Source organism: Dokdonia sp. (assembly GCF_039945015.1).
GTDB lineage: Bacteria > Bacteroidota > Bacteroidia > Flavobacteriales > Flavobacteriaceae > Dokdonia.
The window spans coordinates 665038-680744 of record NZ_JBDUXP010000004.1 but is presented as its reverse complement, the minus strand read 5'-3'; the positions used below and the strand labels follow the sequence as shown (position 1 = coordinate 680744).

The 15707-nt window shown below is 33.6% G+C and carries 16 protein-coding genes; 15 read left to right on the top strand and 1 reads right to left on the bottom strand.

The window, feature by feature from the left end; genetic code table 11:
• Window positions 1-6: 6 nt before the first annotated feature.
• The 4 genes from ABJD27_RS05260 to ABJD27_RS05245 all read left to right on the top strand — a co-directional run bounded on the left by ABJD27_RS05260 (window position 7) and on the right by ABJD27_RS05245 (window position 6584).
• Window positions 7-657, top strand: a complete 651-nt coding sequence (locus tag ABJD27_RS05260) for a CPBP family intramembrane glutamic endopeptidase (RefSeq protein ID WP_348167219.1) — start codon at window positions 7-9, stop codon at window positions 655-657.
• Window positions 658-815: 158 nt separating this feature from the next.
• Complete coding sequence (locus tag ABJD27_RS05255; protein WP_348167222.1) at window positions 816-1490, top strand: hypothetical protein; 675 nt, start codon at window positions 816-818, stop codon at window positions 1488-1490.
• A gap of 657 nt (window positions 1491-2147) precedes the next feature.
• The gene (locus ABJD27_RS05250; protein WP_348167225.1) at window positions 2148-5873 is read left to right on the top strand and encodes an amino acid adenylation domain-containing protein; all 3726 of its coding nucleotides are present in this window, start codon (window positions 2148-2150) and stop codon (window positions 5871-5873) included.
• A gap of 195 nt (window positions 5874-6068) precedes the next feature.
• Window positions 6069-6584: a thioredoxin family protein gene (locus ABJD27_RS05245; protein ID WP_348167228.1), complete on the top strand. Its 516-nt coding sequence runs from the start codon at window positions 6069-6071 to the stop codon at window positions 6582-6584.
• A gap of 145 nt (window positions 6585-6729) precedes the next feature.
• On the opposite strand, the gene ABJD27_RS05240 is transcribed toward ABJD27_RS05245, so the two are convergent.
• Window positions 6730-7557 (bottom strand): hypothetical protein, encoded by an 828-nt coding sequence (locus ABJD27_RS05240; protein ID WP_348167231.1) that lies wholly within the window; start codon window positions 7555-7557, stop codon window positions 6730-6732.
• Between the two features lie 289 nt (window positions 7558-7846).
• Here ABJD27_RS05240 and ABJD27_RS05235 point away from each other — a divergent pair, with 289 nt between their 5' ends.
• The 11 genes from ABJD27_RS05235 to ABJD27_RS05185 all read left to right on the top strand — a co-directional run bounded on the left by ABJD27_RS05235 (window position 7847) and on the right by ABJD27_RS05185 (window position 15663).
• Window positions 7847-8512, top strand: a complete 666-nt coding sequence (locus ABJD27_RS05235) for a helix-turn-helix transcriptional regulator (RefSeq protein ID WP_348167234.1) — start codon at window positions 7847-7849, stop codon at window positions 8510-8512.
• A 113-nt stretch (window positions 8513-8625) separates the two neighbouring features.
• Window positions 8626-9195 carry a hypothetical protein gene (locus tag ABJD27_RS05230; RefSeq protein ID WP_348167237.1) on the top strand — a complete coding sequence of 190 codons (570 nt, stop codon included), beginning with the start codon at window positions 8626-8628 and terminating at the stop codon, window positions 9193-9195.
• A 24-nt stretch (window positions 9196-9219) separates the two neighbouring features.
• Window positions 9220-9792: a hypothetical protein gene (locus ABJD27_RS05225; protein ID WP_348167240.1), complete on the top strand. Its 573-nt coding sequence runs from the start codon at window positions 9220-9222 to the stop codon at window positions 9790-9792.
• Between the two features lie 226 nt (window positions 9793-10018).
• Complete coding sequence (locus ABJD27_RS05220; protein WP_348167243.1) at window positions 10019-10600, top strand: TPM domain-containing protein; 582 nt, start codon at window positions 10019-10021, stop codon at window positions 10598-10600.
• Window positions 10601-10783: 183 nt separating this feature from the next.
• Window positions 10784-11560 (top strand): hypothetical protein, encoded by a 777-nt coding sequence (locus tag ABJD27_RS05215; RefSeq protein ID WP_348167246.1) that lies wholly within the window; start codon window positions 10784-10786, stop codon window positions 11558-11560.
• 210 nt (window positions 11561-11770) lie between these two features.
• On the top strand, window positions 11771-12298 hold the full coding sequence (locus tag ABJD27_RS05210) for a hypothetical protein (protein WP_348167249.1): 528 nt from the start codon (window positions 11771-11773) through the stop codon (window positions 12296-12298).
• A gap of 20 nt (window positions 12299-12318) precedes the next feature.
• The gene (locus tag ABJD27_RS05205; RefSeq protein ID WP_348167252.1) at window positions 12319-12723 is read left to right on the top strand and encodes a hypothetical protein; all 405 of its coding nucleotides are present in this window, start codon (window positions 12319-12321) and stop codon (window positions 12721-12723) included.
• Window positions 12724-12825: 102 nt separating this feature from the next.
• Entirely contained in the window at window positions 12826-13305 is a 480-nt protein-coding gene (locus ABJD27_RS05200; RefSeq protein ID WP_348167255.1) for a hypothetical protein, read from the top strand.
• Between the two features lie 78 nt (window positions 13306-13383).
• A complete protein-coding gene (locus ABJD27_RS05195) occupies window positions 13384-14184 on the top strand; it encodes an RluA family pseudouridine synthase (RefSeq protein WP_348167258.1) in 801 nt (266 codons plus the stop codon).
• Window positions 14185-14269: 85 nt separating this feature from the next.
• Complete coding sequence (locus tag ABJD27_RS05190) at window positions 14270-14797, top strand: hypothetical protein (protein ID WP_348167261.1); 528 nt, start codon at window positions 14270-14272, stop codon at window positions 14795-14797.
• A gap of 77 nt (window positions 14798-14874) precedes the next feature.
• Window positions 14875-15663: a PhzF family phenazine biosynthesis protein gene (locus ABJD27_RS05185; RefSeq protein ID WP_348167264.1), complete on the top strand. Its 789-nt coding sequence runs from the start codon at window positions 14875-14877 to the stop codon at window positions 15661-15663.
• Window positions 15664-15707 lie beyond the last annotated feature (44 nt).

Sequence of the window (15707 nt, the reverse complement as noted above, 5' to 3'; positions counted from 1 at the left end):
AAAAAAATGAGTAAAAACTTTTTAACCACAAAATTGACTCCAATAATCGCTATAGTTCTTTGCTATATTTTTTACCTATCAGGATATTTTCAAATGATTATAGCAGCTTTATTACTATTAATAGCAAGTGCCATAGAATACAAAAAAGAACTTTTTAGTTCTTTAGGTTTTCAACCTAAAAAAATAAATATAAAGAGTCTACTCATTGTAGCACCACTATTAGGTATAGCTATCTTCCTATTTTATAGCTATGTAATGCTGCCAAGTGTTACCTATCTTACAGGACAACCCATTGACCTTTCTGTGTTTGAACCCTATAAAGGTAACCTACCTGCTGCATTAAGCTTATTAGCTCTTATGTGGACATCAGCTGCATTTGCAGAGGAAATTGTATTTAGAGGATACCTAATGAGACAATTTATTAAGTTTTTTGGATCAAGTAAAATTAGCCTTGTTATTAACATTTTACTATTTGGATTTATTTTTGGTTGGGTACATGCATATCAAGGAATAAGTGGACAGATTTTATCAGGTATTACAGGTACGCTTTTGGCTGTTATTTTTCATATCCGCAAGAATGATTTATGGTTCAATATTGCTGTTCACGGATTTATTGACACTACTGCATTAGTATATATATATTATGGTTGGATTTAATAATTTAAAAAAGTAAGGCCTATCTATAACATTGTGTATTATTTATTGTTAGTACTTGCCTACTTGTGAACTTTTTATTTGGCTTTTATTTACTAAATTCCGAGTTAAAATACACAACGCATCATATACAAATCGCTATATGTAAATAAGAAAAATAAATGAGCTGGAAAGCAGACCAAATATATACTAAACCAACGCCTGAATTAATAGCGTATTTAAAAACTATTGAGGGATTTGTTGATGAACTATTCCTTGTTGATAATTTTGAAGGAATCAGATTTGATTGGACAAGAAGTTTTATGCTATCTGATAAACCAAACGAAAACAGCTACAGAAAACATACGCTACCTGAAGGAGGTCTTTTAGTAATAAAACCTAAATTATATAAGACTGGTTATGACAAAGATTATAAAACAAATAATTTTTGGAATAAATACAAAGAATATCCAACCGAAAAATGGAATTTCATAGACTCTGTATCTTCTGTCAAAATGGATTTAAATCTTGATTTGACTGATAACCAACTTAAGCTGTTAACTTTTTTAAAGTCTTTGAATGAAAAATTTAATATCCCATTTTTATATTATTATTGTGTAATGTGGGGTGGAGATATTGAAGAGGAATATACAGTAGTTCTTGATAATGAAATCAAAGTTTATCAATATGATTATGAAACTAAGAAAGACCTTGAATTAATCGGAAATAAAAAATCAGAATTAAGTTCAACAGTTCTTCAAACAAGTTTCAAATATCTTAATCTAGAATTACCAACTTGGTTTTTCGCTTTACACGAAGGATCATTTGATTGGAAAAAGTATCACATAAAAAAATAAGTTTTGCCAGCCTCTTTCTCTCTTCTCATTACGTTATATTCTTTTTAAAACCACTTTCAAAGAACATCGCGATGTAGAATTTTATAGGAAGTATGCAGAAGTACAAAAGGAATCAGGAATCGAGACAAAAATTAGAAAAACCTTGAGTCCTGATTCTTCAAGCATAACGATCCTGAATATTTTCCTATCATTCAAAACCCACATTAATTCTTATTACCAAATACCAAATGTAATTTTATACGCTTTCGCGAAAAGCGCCACGATATATCATAAATCCCCAACATTAAACCTTTGTTATATGCCATAATTCTACCATCTATATTCTCTTCTCTATATTCTATATTCTCTTTTTATTAAGCTCGCTTTCCTGCCTACCGACAGGCAGGCGCGAAAAGTACTACAGTATGCTTTAATCTTCAAATCACATATGTTCGATTTTACTAAAAACCCTTACAAACAAATAGTTATATCACTTTGTTTTAAAAATTTATAGTAAATTACATATACAAACACACACGATAGAAATAACACGCATGTGTGTTATATTCTTGTTTTTTACAATCATGTTATCCCTACGTGCATCTATGAAAAGTGATCTTTTCAGGAGATCTCTTTTCATAAAGTCAAACCAATCAATTATCTAAAAAGAAGGGATCCATGGATACACTAACTCAATTTTTCAGTAAATTATTAACCAATACAGATACTCTAGATCGTTTTAATTCAGGTTCAACCAAGGGCGAAATTGCGAGCAATCGACAACGCATGTTACACGCAGCAGGCATCAAACATTCAGAAGATATCATTGAGATGGCTCCACAGGATTTGCAAAAATTCATGGAGAAAGAATTGGCTCAAAAAACGAACGATCATCTGGAAACAACCATCAGCGAGCTCATTGCAAAACAAATGCTAGCACGTCCCAAACAAGTAGCCATTATCGATGGCGAGACCCATATTGATTATAAACTTCTTATGAAACGAGCAAATGAAGTTGCGGGAGAGCTTCATAGTCGAGAGATACAACCAAGATCATTGGTTGGCGTATGTATGCATCGTTCTTGGGAACTGGTGGCTGTACTCATTGGTATAATGCAAGCTGGATGTGCATACATACCATTAGATCCCGCATATCCACAAGATCGAATTCAATATATGTTAGAGAATTCTCGTGCTATAGCGGCAATCGTAGATCAGGAAAACACTGCCAATCTATGTAGTGGCGTACCTGAACTCATATGGATTAATGAACTAGGAAATCGTACGAATAGCACAGTACGACCATCTGCAAATGATTTGGCTTACATCATTTATACCTCAGGATCTACAGGACAACCAAAAGGAGTCGCTGTCGAGCACAGAGGCATACTATCTATGAGACAGTCTATGCGCGAACTATTCAGTGATGAAGAGTTAAAAGGGATGCTTGCTGCAGCTTCTGTATGTTTTGATACTTCGGTTATGGAGATTATGGGTACATTATCCTTAGGCGGAACTATCATACTTGCAAAAAACGCCTTAGAACTAACCAAACTTCCTGCTGTAAATCAGGTACGAACTTGTGTCATGGTTGCATCGGCAATGCAAGCATTACTCTCCGTAGAAAAATTACCAAAGGGAATACAATGTTTGGTCTTTGGAGGCGAAGCGCTCAAACGCTCCTTAGTAGAACAAGTATATGCACAAAAGCCAACATTACGTGTACTAAACGCATATGGTCCTACAGAAGATACCGTTTACTCTACCATCGCCGAAATTCCTTCGGGTACCCAAGTCATTACCATTGGTCGCTCAGTGCCCAACTCACGTGCGTACATCCTAGATTGTGATATGATCCCAGTTTCTAATGGAGAATCGGGAGAATTACATCTCGCAGGTGACAAACTTGCTCGTGGATACTTATATGATGATGCACTTACCAAGAAGCGTTTTATTGAGATAGAACCTAGTGATCTAATTCCAGATAATCGGTTGTACAAAACGGGTGATTTATGTCGCTGGACAGAAAATGGAGAAATTGAATTTCTTGGACGAATCGACCAACAAGTAAAGGTCAGAGGTTATCGAATTGAACTTAGAGAAATTGAGTCAACACTTGAATCGATGCAAGGTATTGATGCCGCAGCTGCAGCAGCCGTAGATGGAGGTATTGGTCAGAAAATGCTTGTGGTCTATGTAGTAAGTAAAAGTAAAACTATAACACAGACAAGCGTCAAAGCGTATCTAGCAGAACGCCTTCCAAAGTATATGGTTCCGCAAGTGGTAAAACACCTAGAGTCACTCCCATTTTTACCCAATGACAAACTCGATCGCAAGAAACTCATGAACATGGAAGTAGCGGTGCCTTCTGAACAAGATATTCTTGCACCATGTCAAAGTGTAACTATCGTCAACAATAACGCTCCTTTACAACCATTAACAGGTACAAACGACGAACAACAAGCAACAATCTTGTCAATCATTCAGAAAGAATTAGCATCAATCCTTAACCTAAGTGATCCGACACATATATTGCCAGACGATACATTTGATAACCTTGGACTTGACTCTCTAAGTACATTAGAATTCAGTAGTCGACTCAGTAAAGTACTGGGTAAAGAGTTACCAGATCAGGCAATCTTTGGACATCCCACCTCAAACGCACTAACTAATTATATCTTCAACATCATGGATAGTGGTACCAATACTGCTCTAGCAGTTAATTTGCCAACTGTCTTAAAAGATACTCTTGCAAATTTCCAAACGCATATGCAATCCAGCCATCCAACATTTCAGGCTGCAAAAGTACCTACTTGGTCTGTGACTGATAAAAGCAAGTTGGTTCAAGAAGTCCTGCGTATGGTAAATAATAATCGTAGAAATCCTTATAGTAAAGTATTACGAACAGGAAGCGGTACAAGAGGTCTTGTAGGAGATGCCTACAATGATGAAGAGCAAGAAGCGATTATATGGACGACCAATCTATATCTTGGCTTAAACCGCGATCCAGAAGTTATTAAAGAAGCATCTATAGCTTTAGAACATTTTGGAACTGGAATGGGTACCTCGGCAGCAGCCTCAGGGATGACCAATCAACATCTAGAATTCGAAACAGAATTTGCCGATCTAGTAGGAAAGCCTAGCGCTTGTCTATTCCCAACAGGATACACAGCTAATGTCGGGGCAATTGCAGGGCTTTTAGGAAAAAATGATGTAGTCGTTATCGACCAGCTCTGTCATGCATCCATCGTTGATGGTGCTCGTTTATGCGGTGCTACGATTAGAACGTTCCAGCACAACAATGTATCAGACTTGGAAACTGTTCTTACCTCTGAAGTATCTCCCTATCGTACTATTCTAGTAGTTTTAGAAGGTGTATATAGTATGGGTGAAGGTGCTGCTCCTGTTGCAGAAATTGTGCGCATGGCAAAAAAACACAAGGCACTCGTTCTCGTAGACGAAGCACATTCTTTTGGTTTTTACGGCAAAGGTGGCGCTGGTATTTGTGCGGCTCAAGGCGTTACCGAAGAGGTAGATTTCATTATGACAACACTCAGTAAGGCTCTAGGAAGTCTTGGCGGTGTTGTTGCAGCTAGCCAAGAACACGTTGACCTTATGAAATCATCTTCTAGAGCTTATATCTTTCAGGCATCCATTAGTCCTGCAGATATGGCTGCGGCACTTACTTCATTAAGACGCCTCCGTTCTGATGATGCATTACGTGAGCGCCTCTGGAATACGACGCATTACATGCGTCAACGATTTGAAGAGGCAGGCTATGATCTAGGAACTGGGGACGGACCTATCGTTACGCCACATTTTACTGATAAGGATAAATTATATGCCATTGTACAGAATTTATATCAACGTGGCGTTCAAACATCAGCAGTGACGTATCCCATTGTGGAAAGCGGACGAGGACGCTTGCGACTTATCTGTTCGGCAGCTCATACGTATGAAGATGTAGATAAAACAATAACAGCGCTTATCGAAGCAGAGCGTGAAATAGATGCACAACTCGCTACAACACTTGATGATACAAAAGACACATATATCACCTTAGCTAGTATTGAAGATTGGGCAAATACATATACTGCCTATCTAAAAAAAACAATTGCTAAAACCACTGTTCCAACACCAAATCTTGCTATAGCTGTGAGCATTTCAGAACAGTCTGAACCCATCACTATGGTTATTAAAAATGAAGACGTGACATTGGGTGCTCCTATAGATTCTGATTTAGCTACTTGTTCGTTGCTTCTTAAAGATCGTGTCACTGTTACTGCTTTGAAATCATCGGATGTACAAGGATTACTTGGTAGTATCTGTAAAGGGACCTGTGTACTAAAAGGACAAGTTGAAGCATTTATATGGTTTATTGCACGCATGGTAGATATGCGGTAGGAAGTAGAAATATACAGATTCAATGCATTTAGTTCATCTTGAAAGTTATCAAAGAAACTGGGATTTTGTTGCTACTAATTATGACAAAGATTACACAGAGGAATAATTGAAAAAGTAACGTTATCTTACACAAACTATTAGAGCATATAGTAAAAGACGAAATATGATCGTTATAAAGCATTAAAATTCAACAAAATGAAGTTAAAATTAATTATCCTACTTTTTATCACAACCATATGTACTATACAGACAAATGCACAAAATAGCGCTTCAAATATTTTAGAGAATGCACTTACTCAAGCTAAAGCTGAAAACAAGAATGTTTTTGTAAAATATAGTGCTTCATGGTGTGGTTGGTGTAAGAAAATGGATAGACAAATGAAAAGTGACAGCTGCAAATCATTTTTTGACGCTAATTATGTTACAGTAACCTTAGTAGTAAAAGAATCAAAAAATAAAAAGCATTTAGAGAATCCTGGAGCCATTGATTTTCTAAAAAAACATAAAGGAGAAAAAGCAGGTTTGCCATTCTGGGCTATACTTGATAATACTGGAGTTTTGATGGAAGACTCATACAATGCCAAAGGAGAAAACATAGGGTGCCCAGCAACAGATAGTGAAGTGGCAGACTTTATTACCATTCTGAAAAAGACTTCAAATCTTACTGATGAAAATCTCAATATAATCTCTGAGATATTTTTATCGAAATAGTACATGAAATAACGTGTTACAAACCAAAGAGACAAGTTGATCCTTATTATTTAAATTCAACATATTTTACTAACTACTAATTGCTTATAATTTTTTTAGCAAAATTATTTTTGGAATAGGATATGCTTCACATACTTAAAGTTAGTTATTTAGAGAACCGCAACAACCATTTATAAAAATGTACACTAGCATGCATTTCGGTCCATGCATCATGGCTGTCGATGACGCCACTTGTGAAAATTAGATCATGTTTTTCATAATCTGCTGATTTAATAGAAGAAGATTTATGAAACGATGTTTCAAATTCTTTTTCAAGACGCTTGACAATACCATCAGAAGCTCTATATGGAACCACATTGTCTTTTGTATTATGTGTAGCCCAGATAGGTAAACCTTCTAATTTATTATAGTCTGTTATCCCTGCTGAACCTCCACAAATAGGCGCCACAGCAGCAAAAACATCACTCATCCGAGATGCCAATCCCCAAGTTCCATACCCTCCTCGACTTAAACCTGTGAGGTAAATTCTTTCTGAGTCTCCATTATTATTTTGGATGACACGATCGAGAATGCTACGCATTGCAGCTTCTCCATCATAAAATTCACGATTCTTAATATGAGGCATAACCACAATAAAAGTGTCTTTTAATAAAACTTCTAATTCTGATTCCATTGAAGGGCTTTCCAAAATTGCTTTTGGAAGATCCCAATTAAGAATGTTAGCAATGTCTCCGCCAACAAGTCTTCCTCCATGAAGAAAAACAATGATGGGATATTTTTTGCTACCCTTCTTGCACGATTTTGGGACATACAAATTATATCCATCGATTGAGCTACTTGGAAAATCTTCTTCAATTGTTACTAATACTCCTGGGTGAGATGTGTCTAGAGATGGTCTTGTAGTGTCAATTTGTTGTGCACTCGATATAGAAGTGGCGAATAAAATGGTAACTAAGAGCAGTAATGATCTCATGGTATAGCATTTAAATGGTTATCTATATAACGCCAATTATGTCAATATTGTATAAAAATAATATTTAGGATGCATTTGCTATGTAATTGACTACGATAACACATTTGAAAACAACCAATGCTTCATTCCTATTTAGTTCAAATGTATATCTTTGAATAAACATCTGATTTAAACGTACATCGTACACAAACACGTTCTAGCTAAGAAGTCATAAAGATGACGGCAACTTGACGTAACAAGTAAATATGTTTCCAATCTACATTTGCTGAAACAATAAATAACATTTAAAATGGAAACAAAAGATTTAGCAAAAAACTTAAAAGAATTAAGAACAATTCGTGGAATGTCTCAAGAATATTTAGCAGATGAATCAAGAGTCAGCTTGAGGACTATTCAAAGAATTGAAAATAATGAATCTGAACCAACAGGCGAAACGATTAAAAGAATAGCAATTGCTTTAGATGTAGAATTGACTGAATTAATTGGTTCAAAATCGGTTACGGAAACAAATGATTTAAAAGCAACTATAATTTTTCTAAAAAAACAGCTTTCTAAAACCAACGAAAAATCGGAAATCAAAACATTCAAAAAATTTATAGCACTTTTACAAAAACTAAAAGAAAAGGATTTAAGTCCTGAAAAAATAAAAGGAATTGAAAGTTATATTAAATATTTAGAACTTGAAAAAATTCCATCATTTAGCAACGAAATGTTTAAACAGAAACTAGCTAAATTCAAGAAGTATCTAAAAAACAAATTACGTTTTGTACCAAACAATTATTACACAACATGGGCTGTCAATTTTGCGGTTCCATTTGCTATTGGTTTTGTTGTTCAAGGTAAAATAGATTATAGTATTAAAATTGGTGTAATTATAGCTGCCTTAGTATTAATAACGATTGGGATCATCCTGGATTTAAAAATGAAAAGACAGGAACGTTCTCTTAGTTTTTGAAAACAACGGGTTACAACACCGTGTATAATTCATTGCTAATACAAACTTATTTACGAAATTAGGTACTGAAACACATAACTAATATTATACAAAACCGATAGCAAACATTTTGAATGAGTAAAATTCCAATCGATATATTAAAATCAATACAAGCAGAAAGATTGGTCACTAAACGATGGTTACTTGAAAAGATTATTGATTATTCTATGTATTCATTATTTGCGAGTCTTTTTCCTTTTATAGCAATAATGCAATTTAGTTCAGATTTAAGTAAAAATGAGCCTATTATCTTATCATTACTATTTTTGATTTTAGTAATTACTATAAGTTCACTACTAGTTTATTCAATTATAAATTTGTATTCTTTAAAACGAATATCTGGTCTTTCAAGGGGGAAGAACTTAGGTCTAATCAAGAAAATAGCAGAAAACAACAATTGGAATATTTCATCAACAAATCACCAAATAACAATAATTGATTTTTCTTGGCAAGATGCTGGAACTGATTGGGGGAAACAGATGACAATTCTTTATGATGAGAAAGATATTCTTGTGAATTGCATTTCTTTTGGATTACATTCTAGTCCATCGCCATTTCATTGGTTTGCCAATAAAAGAAAAATAAATATATTAAAAGTAGAATTTGAAAACAAAATAAAAAACGTCTTACAGCAACGTGCATAGCACATAGGACAAAACAAAAAATAAATGAATAAAATTGTAATTCTATTACTAGTATTAACTATTGGATTTGTATCCTGCAAAAATTCTGAAAAAGAAATTGACAAACTTGAAATTGCAAAACACTATTATGAGGTTCTTGACAATTCTTATGATTCTGAAATAGCAATTTTACTGACCGATAGTATTTTGACAAAAGAAACAGAATATGACTATGAGCAGACATTTTCTCTTAAAGAATATATCGAATGGTTAAAATGGGATTCTGTATTTGACCCTACATATGAAATCCTTCACATCGAACAAGAAAATGGAATTGTGAAAGCAACGATTTCTAAAGCGGATAAAAGAATCCTATTTCTTCATAAACAACCTATTGTCACTAATCAAGTGCTTCGATTTGATCGTGATAAAATAACCAGTATAGAGACCGTTAAATACCTAGTTTTTAATGATACGACGTTTGTTAAAAACAGGACAGATTTTTTAAGTTGGATAGACGAACATCATCCAGAGTTAAATGGATTTATACACGACCAAACGGAGACAGGGGGATTAAAGTATCTAAAAGCAATTGAATTATATAAAAACAGTAAATAACGTGTTATAATATGAGATATAGCAAATACGATATTAGTCTCTAATCAACAAAAGAATTATTTACGAAATCGTCTGCTAGTGCTCATCTGTAACGAGTAGTTAATAGGTAAACTATACTGTAGCATAGTACGCTTTCGCGAAAGCAAAAGAAGATGTTTAGGTATAAAGATATTGTGCTAAATCAATTAGAGAAGTAACTAAAAGCAGTCAACAACGTAGATATATAATGAAAAAGGTATTAAAAATTTTAGGGATTACAGTTGTTGTCATTTACTTCATTGGCAATGTATTACCAAATCTAATTGGTGTTCCTTTAGCTGCTTATCATTCGTATAAAATGTGGAATGAGAGCGGGATACCAGCTTCTGAATTTACATCAGAATCCAATTTTAATACTAAATTTCCAAAATCGACTGGAATTATTAATGACTTCAGTCGAGTTTTTACTGCTAGTCAAAGGAATGAATTATCAAAAATTCTACACGATTATAACGTTGAAACAACAAAACAAATCGTAGTTGTTACAGTTGACAGTATTTCTCCTTATGAGGATATCCAAAAATTTGGAACGGATTTAGCAAATGAATGGGGTGTTGGTTCTAAAGAAAAAAATAACGGCCTTGTGATCGTATTATGTAATCCAATAAGAGAAATTGGAATTTCAACTGGGACTGGAACTGAACAAATTTTAACCGATGAAATTTGCAAAAGAGTCATTGATCATACAATGGTTCCTGAATTCAAAAATGAAAATTATTATGATGGGATAAAAAAGGGAATAGCTGAATTAATGATTGAATGGGAATAAAAGTTCTATGCACAACAATGTGTATATAACCAAATAGGAAACATTTATTTTTCATCCTATTAATTCATATACTAGCTGTCGATCATAAAAAGGATTGGTTTACTCATCCAAAAGAATAGTTTACTCATTAAGTGTTTTAGAACATTTAAAAATAAAATAGATTTGATAGGAAATCTAATCAACATGAGAAAAATAGTAATCCTAATCATTTTAAGCTTAACAATTCAATGTTCATTTGGACAAGCTTGTGGAATTTATCGAATAAAATATGTTGGGAAAATACAATCAAATTCATTTAAAATTGAAAAAATAAAACTTCCAACAATTAAATTCCTACATGGATTAGAAAATGAAAATTCTAAAAATTCCTCTGTGGAAATTGAGCTGACTAACAATCAATTTCTTATTGAATTAAGGTCGCATCTAACATCTATTTATGAGAACGCGGAAGATCTTCTCAGATTTTATAAAGAAAAAAGAGAAGGTATTCCAATCATTTTTTTAGTTATCGTAAACGGAAAAAAGAAAGAAATTCAAACAGAATTGACTTGGGACAACATTCAAATTACTATGGTGAAAGATGATAAGTTTGGAAATTTATTTGAACTGAATCTGAATGAAATTGACTTGGAAAATGATACATTAAAAGAAGAATATCCTTGGGATAGTGTTGTAACTAAAGTTGCCCTAAATGCTATTCATTTATCAATAAATAATTTTGTAAATGAAGTTAAAGATGAAAACTTCCCATCTTCTCCTGGCCCATTTAATGTTCCATTCAGACAAAAGGAAATTACTGAATTTGAAATAATTGGTTATTCTTATTCAGAGACTAATCCTCATATTTATCAAATTGAATTTAGGCCTAGCAATCAGACAGGCTCTGGAAATAGGATAACCGTTGTCATGAATATAAAAACAAAAGAAGCATTAAAAGTATATATGCAGGCTGATGGATAAAATATGATTAATAAGTGCTTAATGGGAAGAGCTACGTTTATTTACAAAATACAGCCTGATAGTATTTTTCGCGAAAGCGATATATATTTTGGTTTTTAAAATTGATATCTTAAAGACAAAACATAAAAATTTGGTTCTATAATAAACTCAAAATGTAGTAACTTTTCACACGCTACATTACATCAACTGTTAGGGACAATTCTATAGATAATGAGTACATATTGGATAAAAAGAGAAAAACGATATAAGAGACACTTCTTATGTTTTAATTGTCGTAAAAATTTTAAACAGCCAAATGAAAAGGATTTAGCTCAAAAAAATGGGGAACTATCTTTATTGCTGAATGCATTTTACTTCTCTAAACCGAAGAAAAAGATTTCAGAAGATCTAGTAGCATATTTAAATGAGAAATATTTCACTCAAACTGTACATTGTCCTGAATGTAGGTCTGAAATGGTTGAGGTTTCCATGTCATTTGAAACTCCTGCAAAAAAGTATGTCAAAAAATGGGAGATTCTTGAATCTCATTACAAGGCTGATGGATTTGTACACAATCAATTACCTGATAAAATGAAGGACTATATTCAGTTATTAGAAGATAGTTATGCTTGGCACATACACATGCTTCAAAATGCTCAAGATCACAAAGCATATAATGAAAGTACTTCAGAAGCAAGGGAGCGATTAAGAGAAAATACAAATGCTCTGAAAAATGAATTAAAAAACGTACTTAAATGAAATTATCCGAAAAAAATAAAATGTCGCTTTTAATTTCAATACATCAGTTGATTGAGGAAAATGCAAGTCATACAGCAAATGATCTTGAAAATAAAAGAATACAACGATTAATAAATTATCCGCCAAATGGAGGATTGACAGAATCAGAAAAAACTGAATTGTCTAAATTGACTATAAATCCAACGTTAAAAAGTGCATTGAGAAAAATATTAGCCAGTAATACTGCTGATTGCTTTTTCTCTTTATTAAATATCATTGATGGAACTGCCGACCCCACTGTAGAGTATGGAGAATGGAGTGAGGTTATGCTGGTTGACCATGAGGAAGAACATGATATGGAATCCATGCTTCACGATGACTTTTATGGTACTTATTGGGATTGGAAAGAAGAGCGAACACATCCAGGATGGGAATTGGACTTATGAGGTTACTTTTGGAAAACCTTCTTTTATCATTTAAAGTTAACCTACCAGGTAAGTCATCCATAAGAGTGTTTTTACTACATTTAAAAAAACTTTACAAATTGAATGAAACTATTTCCGACTAAGAATTTTAAAGTAACATTGAAAAATGATTATTCAAACTCTATGGAGCATTTGAAATCAAATACTGATATTACTGATTTACTAACATCGGATTGGACAAAAAAAGCATTTCGTGGACAAGTACACGAAAAGGGATTCAAAATAATATCATCTGAAATAGGTCGTGGAGCAATATGTGTTTTGATTGGAGAATTTGATGGGAAAAATGGCGAACTTGAAATACGAATACATAAAGCGTTTAAAGTTATGTTTTCAATATTAATACTCATGCCGTTCATTGGATTTGGAATTGCTATAATAACTAATGGAATTGAAAAATCAATCGGAATCATAATTCCAGCAATCATAGGAATTCTATTCTTGAGATTTGTGTTTATTGAATTAGGATTTCGGTTTGTCTCAAATACCGGAATGAATAAACTATCTAAAATTCTTATGATTAACGAATTAAATAAAGTGTAATATAATAACACCATCAAACTCATTGAATCCCATATTGTCCCTACACTCTCTACTCCTATTCGGCTACAAGAATACGGGGTGGGTATTTTTGATTCCGCTTTAACAAAATCTGCATTAAAGAAAATACTTAAGAAGCAATATATTACAGTTAATGATGTGATCGCTACTTCGGCGACATTTATTAAAGGTGGAGAATGCATTGTCTTATCTATTTTAGAAGAAGATAAACCGAAGAAGAAACTGATATTAAAACTTGATGTACTCTTTGAAGACGACTACTTAGCATTGATCCATAAGCCAGCTGGTATCTTAGTAAGCGGTAACAGTTTTAAAACCGTTGCCCAAGCTTTACCACAAAACATACAACGAAGTACTCTACCTGATGCTACAAAACCGCAACCTGTTCATCGATTGGATTTTGCTACGACAGGTATTTTATTAGTAGGAAAAACGAGTAGTAGTATTCGTGCTCTAAATAAAATGTTTGAACATAGAGCGATTAAAAAAACTTACTATGCCGTTACTATAGGTAAAATGGAGAGTCAAGGAGAAATCACTTCTGAGATTGATGGTAAGAAATCGCAATCAAACTATACACTTTGTGAATCTGTTTCTTCAGATAGGTTTGGTCAACTCAATTTGGTGCAGCTAGAACCTCAAACAGGAAGAAGGCATCAACTACGTAAACATCTATCGGCTATTGGAAATCCGATATTGGGAGATAAAGAATATGGTATTGAAAGTTTGATCCTGAATGGAAAAGGCTTGTATTTACATGCATATTCTCTAACGTTTATACATCCATTTACCCATAAAGAAATTCACCAAAAAGATGATTTCCCTCAGAGGTTTAAAAAAATATTTCCTCAAATAATGTAATTAAAACGATTTATAATAACTTACAATAAGCTATTAAAATTGCTCATACAATAGACAATTGTCTACCATCAAAAACTAAACTCACATGAAAGATATCCGAATATTAGACAATGGTGTTTTAGAAATCACTCCATCAGAAACATCTTCAAAAAATGATTTTGATTTTTATGTTGGTTCATGGAAAATTAAAAATAGAAAACTAAAAGACCGTCTTTGCAACTGTACAGAATGGATAGAATTTGATGCTTTACAAAAAATGCAATCCATACTACTTGGCCTTGGGAATACTGATGATTTTGTTGCATCATTTGATGGAGAACCTTTTGAAGGAAGAACTATTCGCTTATTTAACCCTACGACCAGACTCTGGAGTATGTATTGGACCGACAGTACTACGGGTGTTCTTCAACCTCCCACCGTTGGTTCATTTTATGGGGATGTAGGAAGGTTTTATACCAAAGACATTTTTAATAAACAAGACATCATTGTAATGTTTGAATGGGATAAAACGGATATTGAAAACCCCATTTGGAGTCAAGCATTTTCTACAGATAACGGTACTACTTGGGAATATAATTGGTATATGTATATGTCAAAAAATGATGACTGTTAATGTATACGCTTTCTTGCCTGCAGGCAGGAAAGCGTAAAAACAATACTCCACAATAGAGATCATCCTAACAATACAAAATGAAGCTTGAATTATATCAAATAGATGCCTTTACTGACACCATTTTTGGAGGAAACCCAGCGTGTGTTGTTCCATTAAAAGAGTGGTTGCCAGATGAGATATTGTTTAAAATTACGCAAGAGAATGCTGTTGCAGAAACTGCCTTTTTTATTGATAAAGGAGATAAGATTCATTTACGATGGTTTACTCCAGAAATAGAAATGGATCTTTGCGGACATGCGACACTTGCGACTGCACATTGTTTAAAGACAATTTTAAACTATCCAAATGATACGATCGTATTTGAAACATTAAGTGGAGATGTCACGGTTTCTATAAAAAACGATCTGTATTATTTAGATTTTCCGTCACGCATGCCAACCATTTCTTGTTTACCAGAAGTCATCCATAAATCCTTAAACATTCAGCCCACTGAAGTCTACAAATCTAGAGATTATGTACTCGTATATGACTCAGAAGAACAGATTAAAAGCATCAAAATTGATAGGCAATTATTTGATACCATAAACCTTGATCCAGGTGGTGTCATAGTCACTGCAAAAGGAGAACACTGTGATTTTGTATCGCGCTTCTTTACCCCACAAGCTTCCATTCTAGAAGATCCAGTAACTGGGTCTGCACATTGTTCTTTAATTCCTTTTTGGGCATTGAGACTTGGTAAAAATAAGCTCTCTGCGATGCAAATCTCTGAGAGAGTTGGGACTTTACAATGTCAACAGAAAGGAGATAGAGTAATCATAAGCGGCAAAGCAAGAACATACGCTATAGGGCACTTATGGACTGTATAAATTTTCTGATCAGAATAGATGAATCATAAGTCCGATGGTTCTTA

Excerpts from the sequence above, each read along its gene's own strand:
- ABJD27_RS05260 (WP_348167219.1), top strand. The coding sequence starts at position 7 with ATGAGTAAAAACTTTTTAACCACAAAATTGACTCCAATAATCGCTATA.
- ABJD27_RS05255 (WP_348167222.1), top strand. The coding sequence starts at position 816 with ATGAGCTGGAAAGCAGACCAAATATATACTAAACCAACGCCTGAATTA.
- ABJD27_RS05250 (WP_348167225.1), top strand. The coding sequence starts at position 2,148 with ATGGATACACTAACTCAATTTTTCAGTAAATTATTAACCAATACAGAT.
- ABJD27_RS05245 (WP_348167228.1), top strand. The coding sequence starts at position 6,069 with ATGAAGTTAAAATTAATTATCCTACTTTTTATCACAACCATATGTACT.
- ABJD27_RS05240 (WP_348167231.1), bottom strand. The coding sequence starts at position 7,557 with ATGAGATCATTACTGCTCTTAGTTACCATTTTATTCGCCACTTCTATA.
- ABJD27_RS05235 (WP_348167234.1), top strand. The coding sequence starts at position 7,847 with ATGGAAACAAAAGATTTAGCAAAAAACTTAAAAGAATTAAGAACAATT.
- ABJD27_RS05230 (WP_348167237.1), top strand. The coding sequence starts at position 8,626 with ATGAGTAAAATTCCAATCGATATATTAAAATCAATACAAGCAGAAAGA.
- ABJD27_RS05225 (WP_348167240.1), top strand. The coding sequence starts at position 9,220 with ATGAATAAAATTGTAATTCTATTACTAGTATTAACTATTGGATTTGTA.
- ABJD27_RS05220 (WP_348167243.1), top strand. The coding sequence starts at position 10,019 with ATGAAAAAGGTATTAAAAATTTTAGGGATTACAGTTGTTGTCATTTAC.
- ABJD27_RS05215 (WP_348167246.1), top strand. The coding sequence starts at position 10,784 with ATGAGAAAAATAGTAATCCTAATCATTTTAAGCTTAACAATTCAATGT.
- ABJD27_RS05210 (WP_348167249.1), top strand. The coding sequence starts at position 11,771 with ATGAGTACATATTGGATAAAAAGAGAAAAACGATATAAGAGACACTTC.
- ABJD27_RS05205 (WP_348167252.1), top strand. The coding sequence starts at position 12,319 with ATGTCGCTTTTAATTTCAATACATCAGTTGATTGAGGAAAATGCAAGT.
- ABJD27_RS05200 (WP_348167255.1), top strand. The coding sequence starts at position 12,826 with ATGAAACTATTTCCGACTAAGAATTTTAAAGTAACATTGAAAAATGAT.
- ABJD27_RS05190 (WP_348167261.1), top strand. The coding sequence starts at position 14,270 with ATGAAAGATATCCGAATATTAGACAATGGTGTTTTAGAAATCACTCCA.
- ABJD27_RS05185 (WP_348167264.1), top strand. The coding sequence starts at position 14,875 with ATGAAGCTTGAATTATATCAAATAGATGCCTTTACTGACACCATTTTT.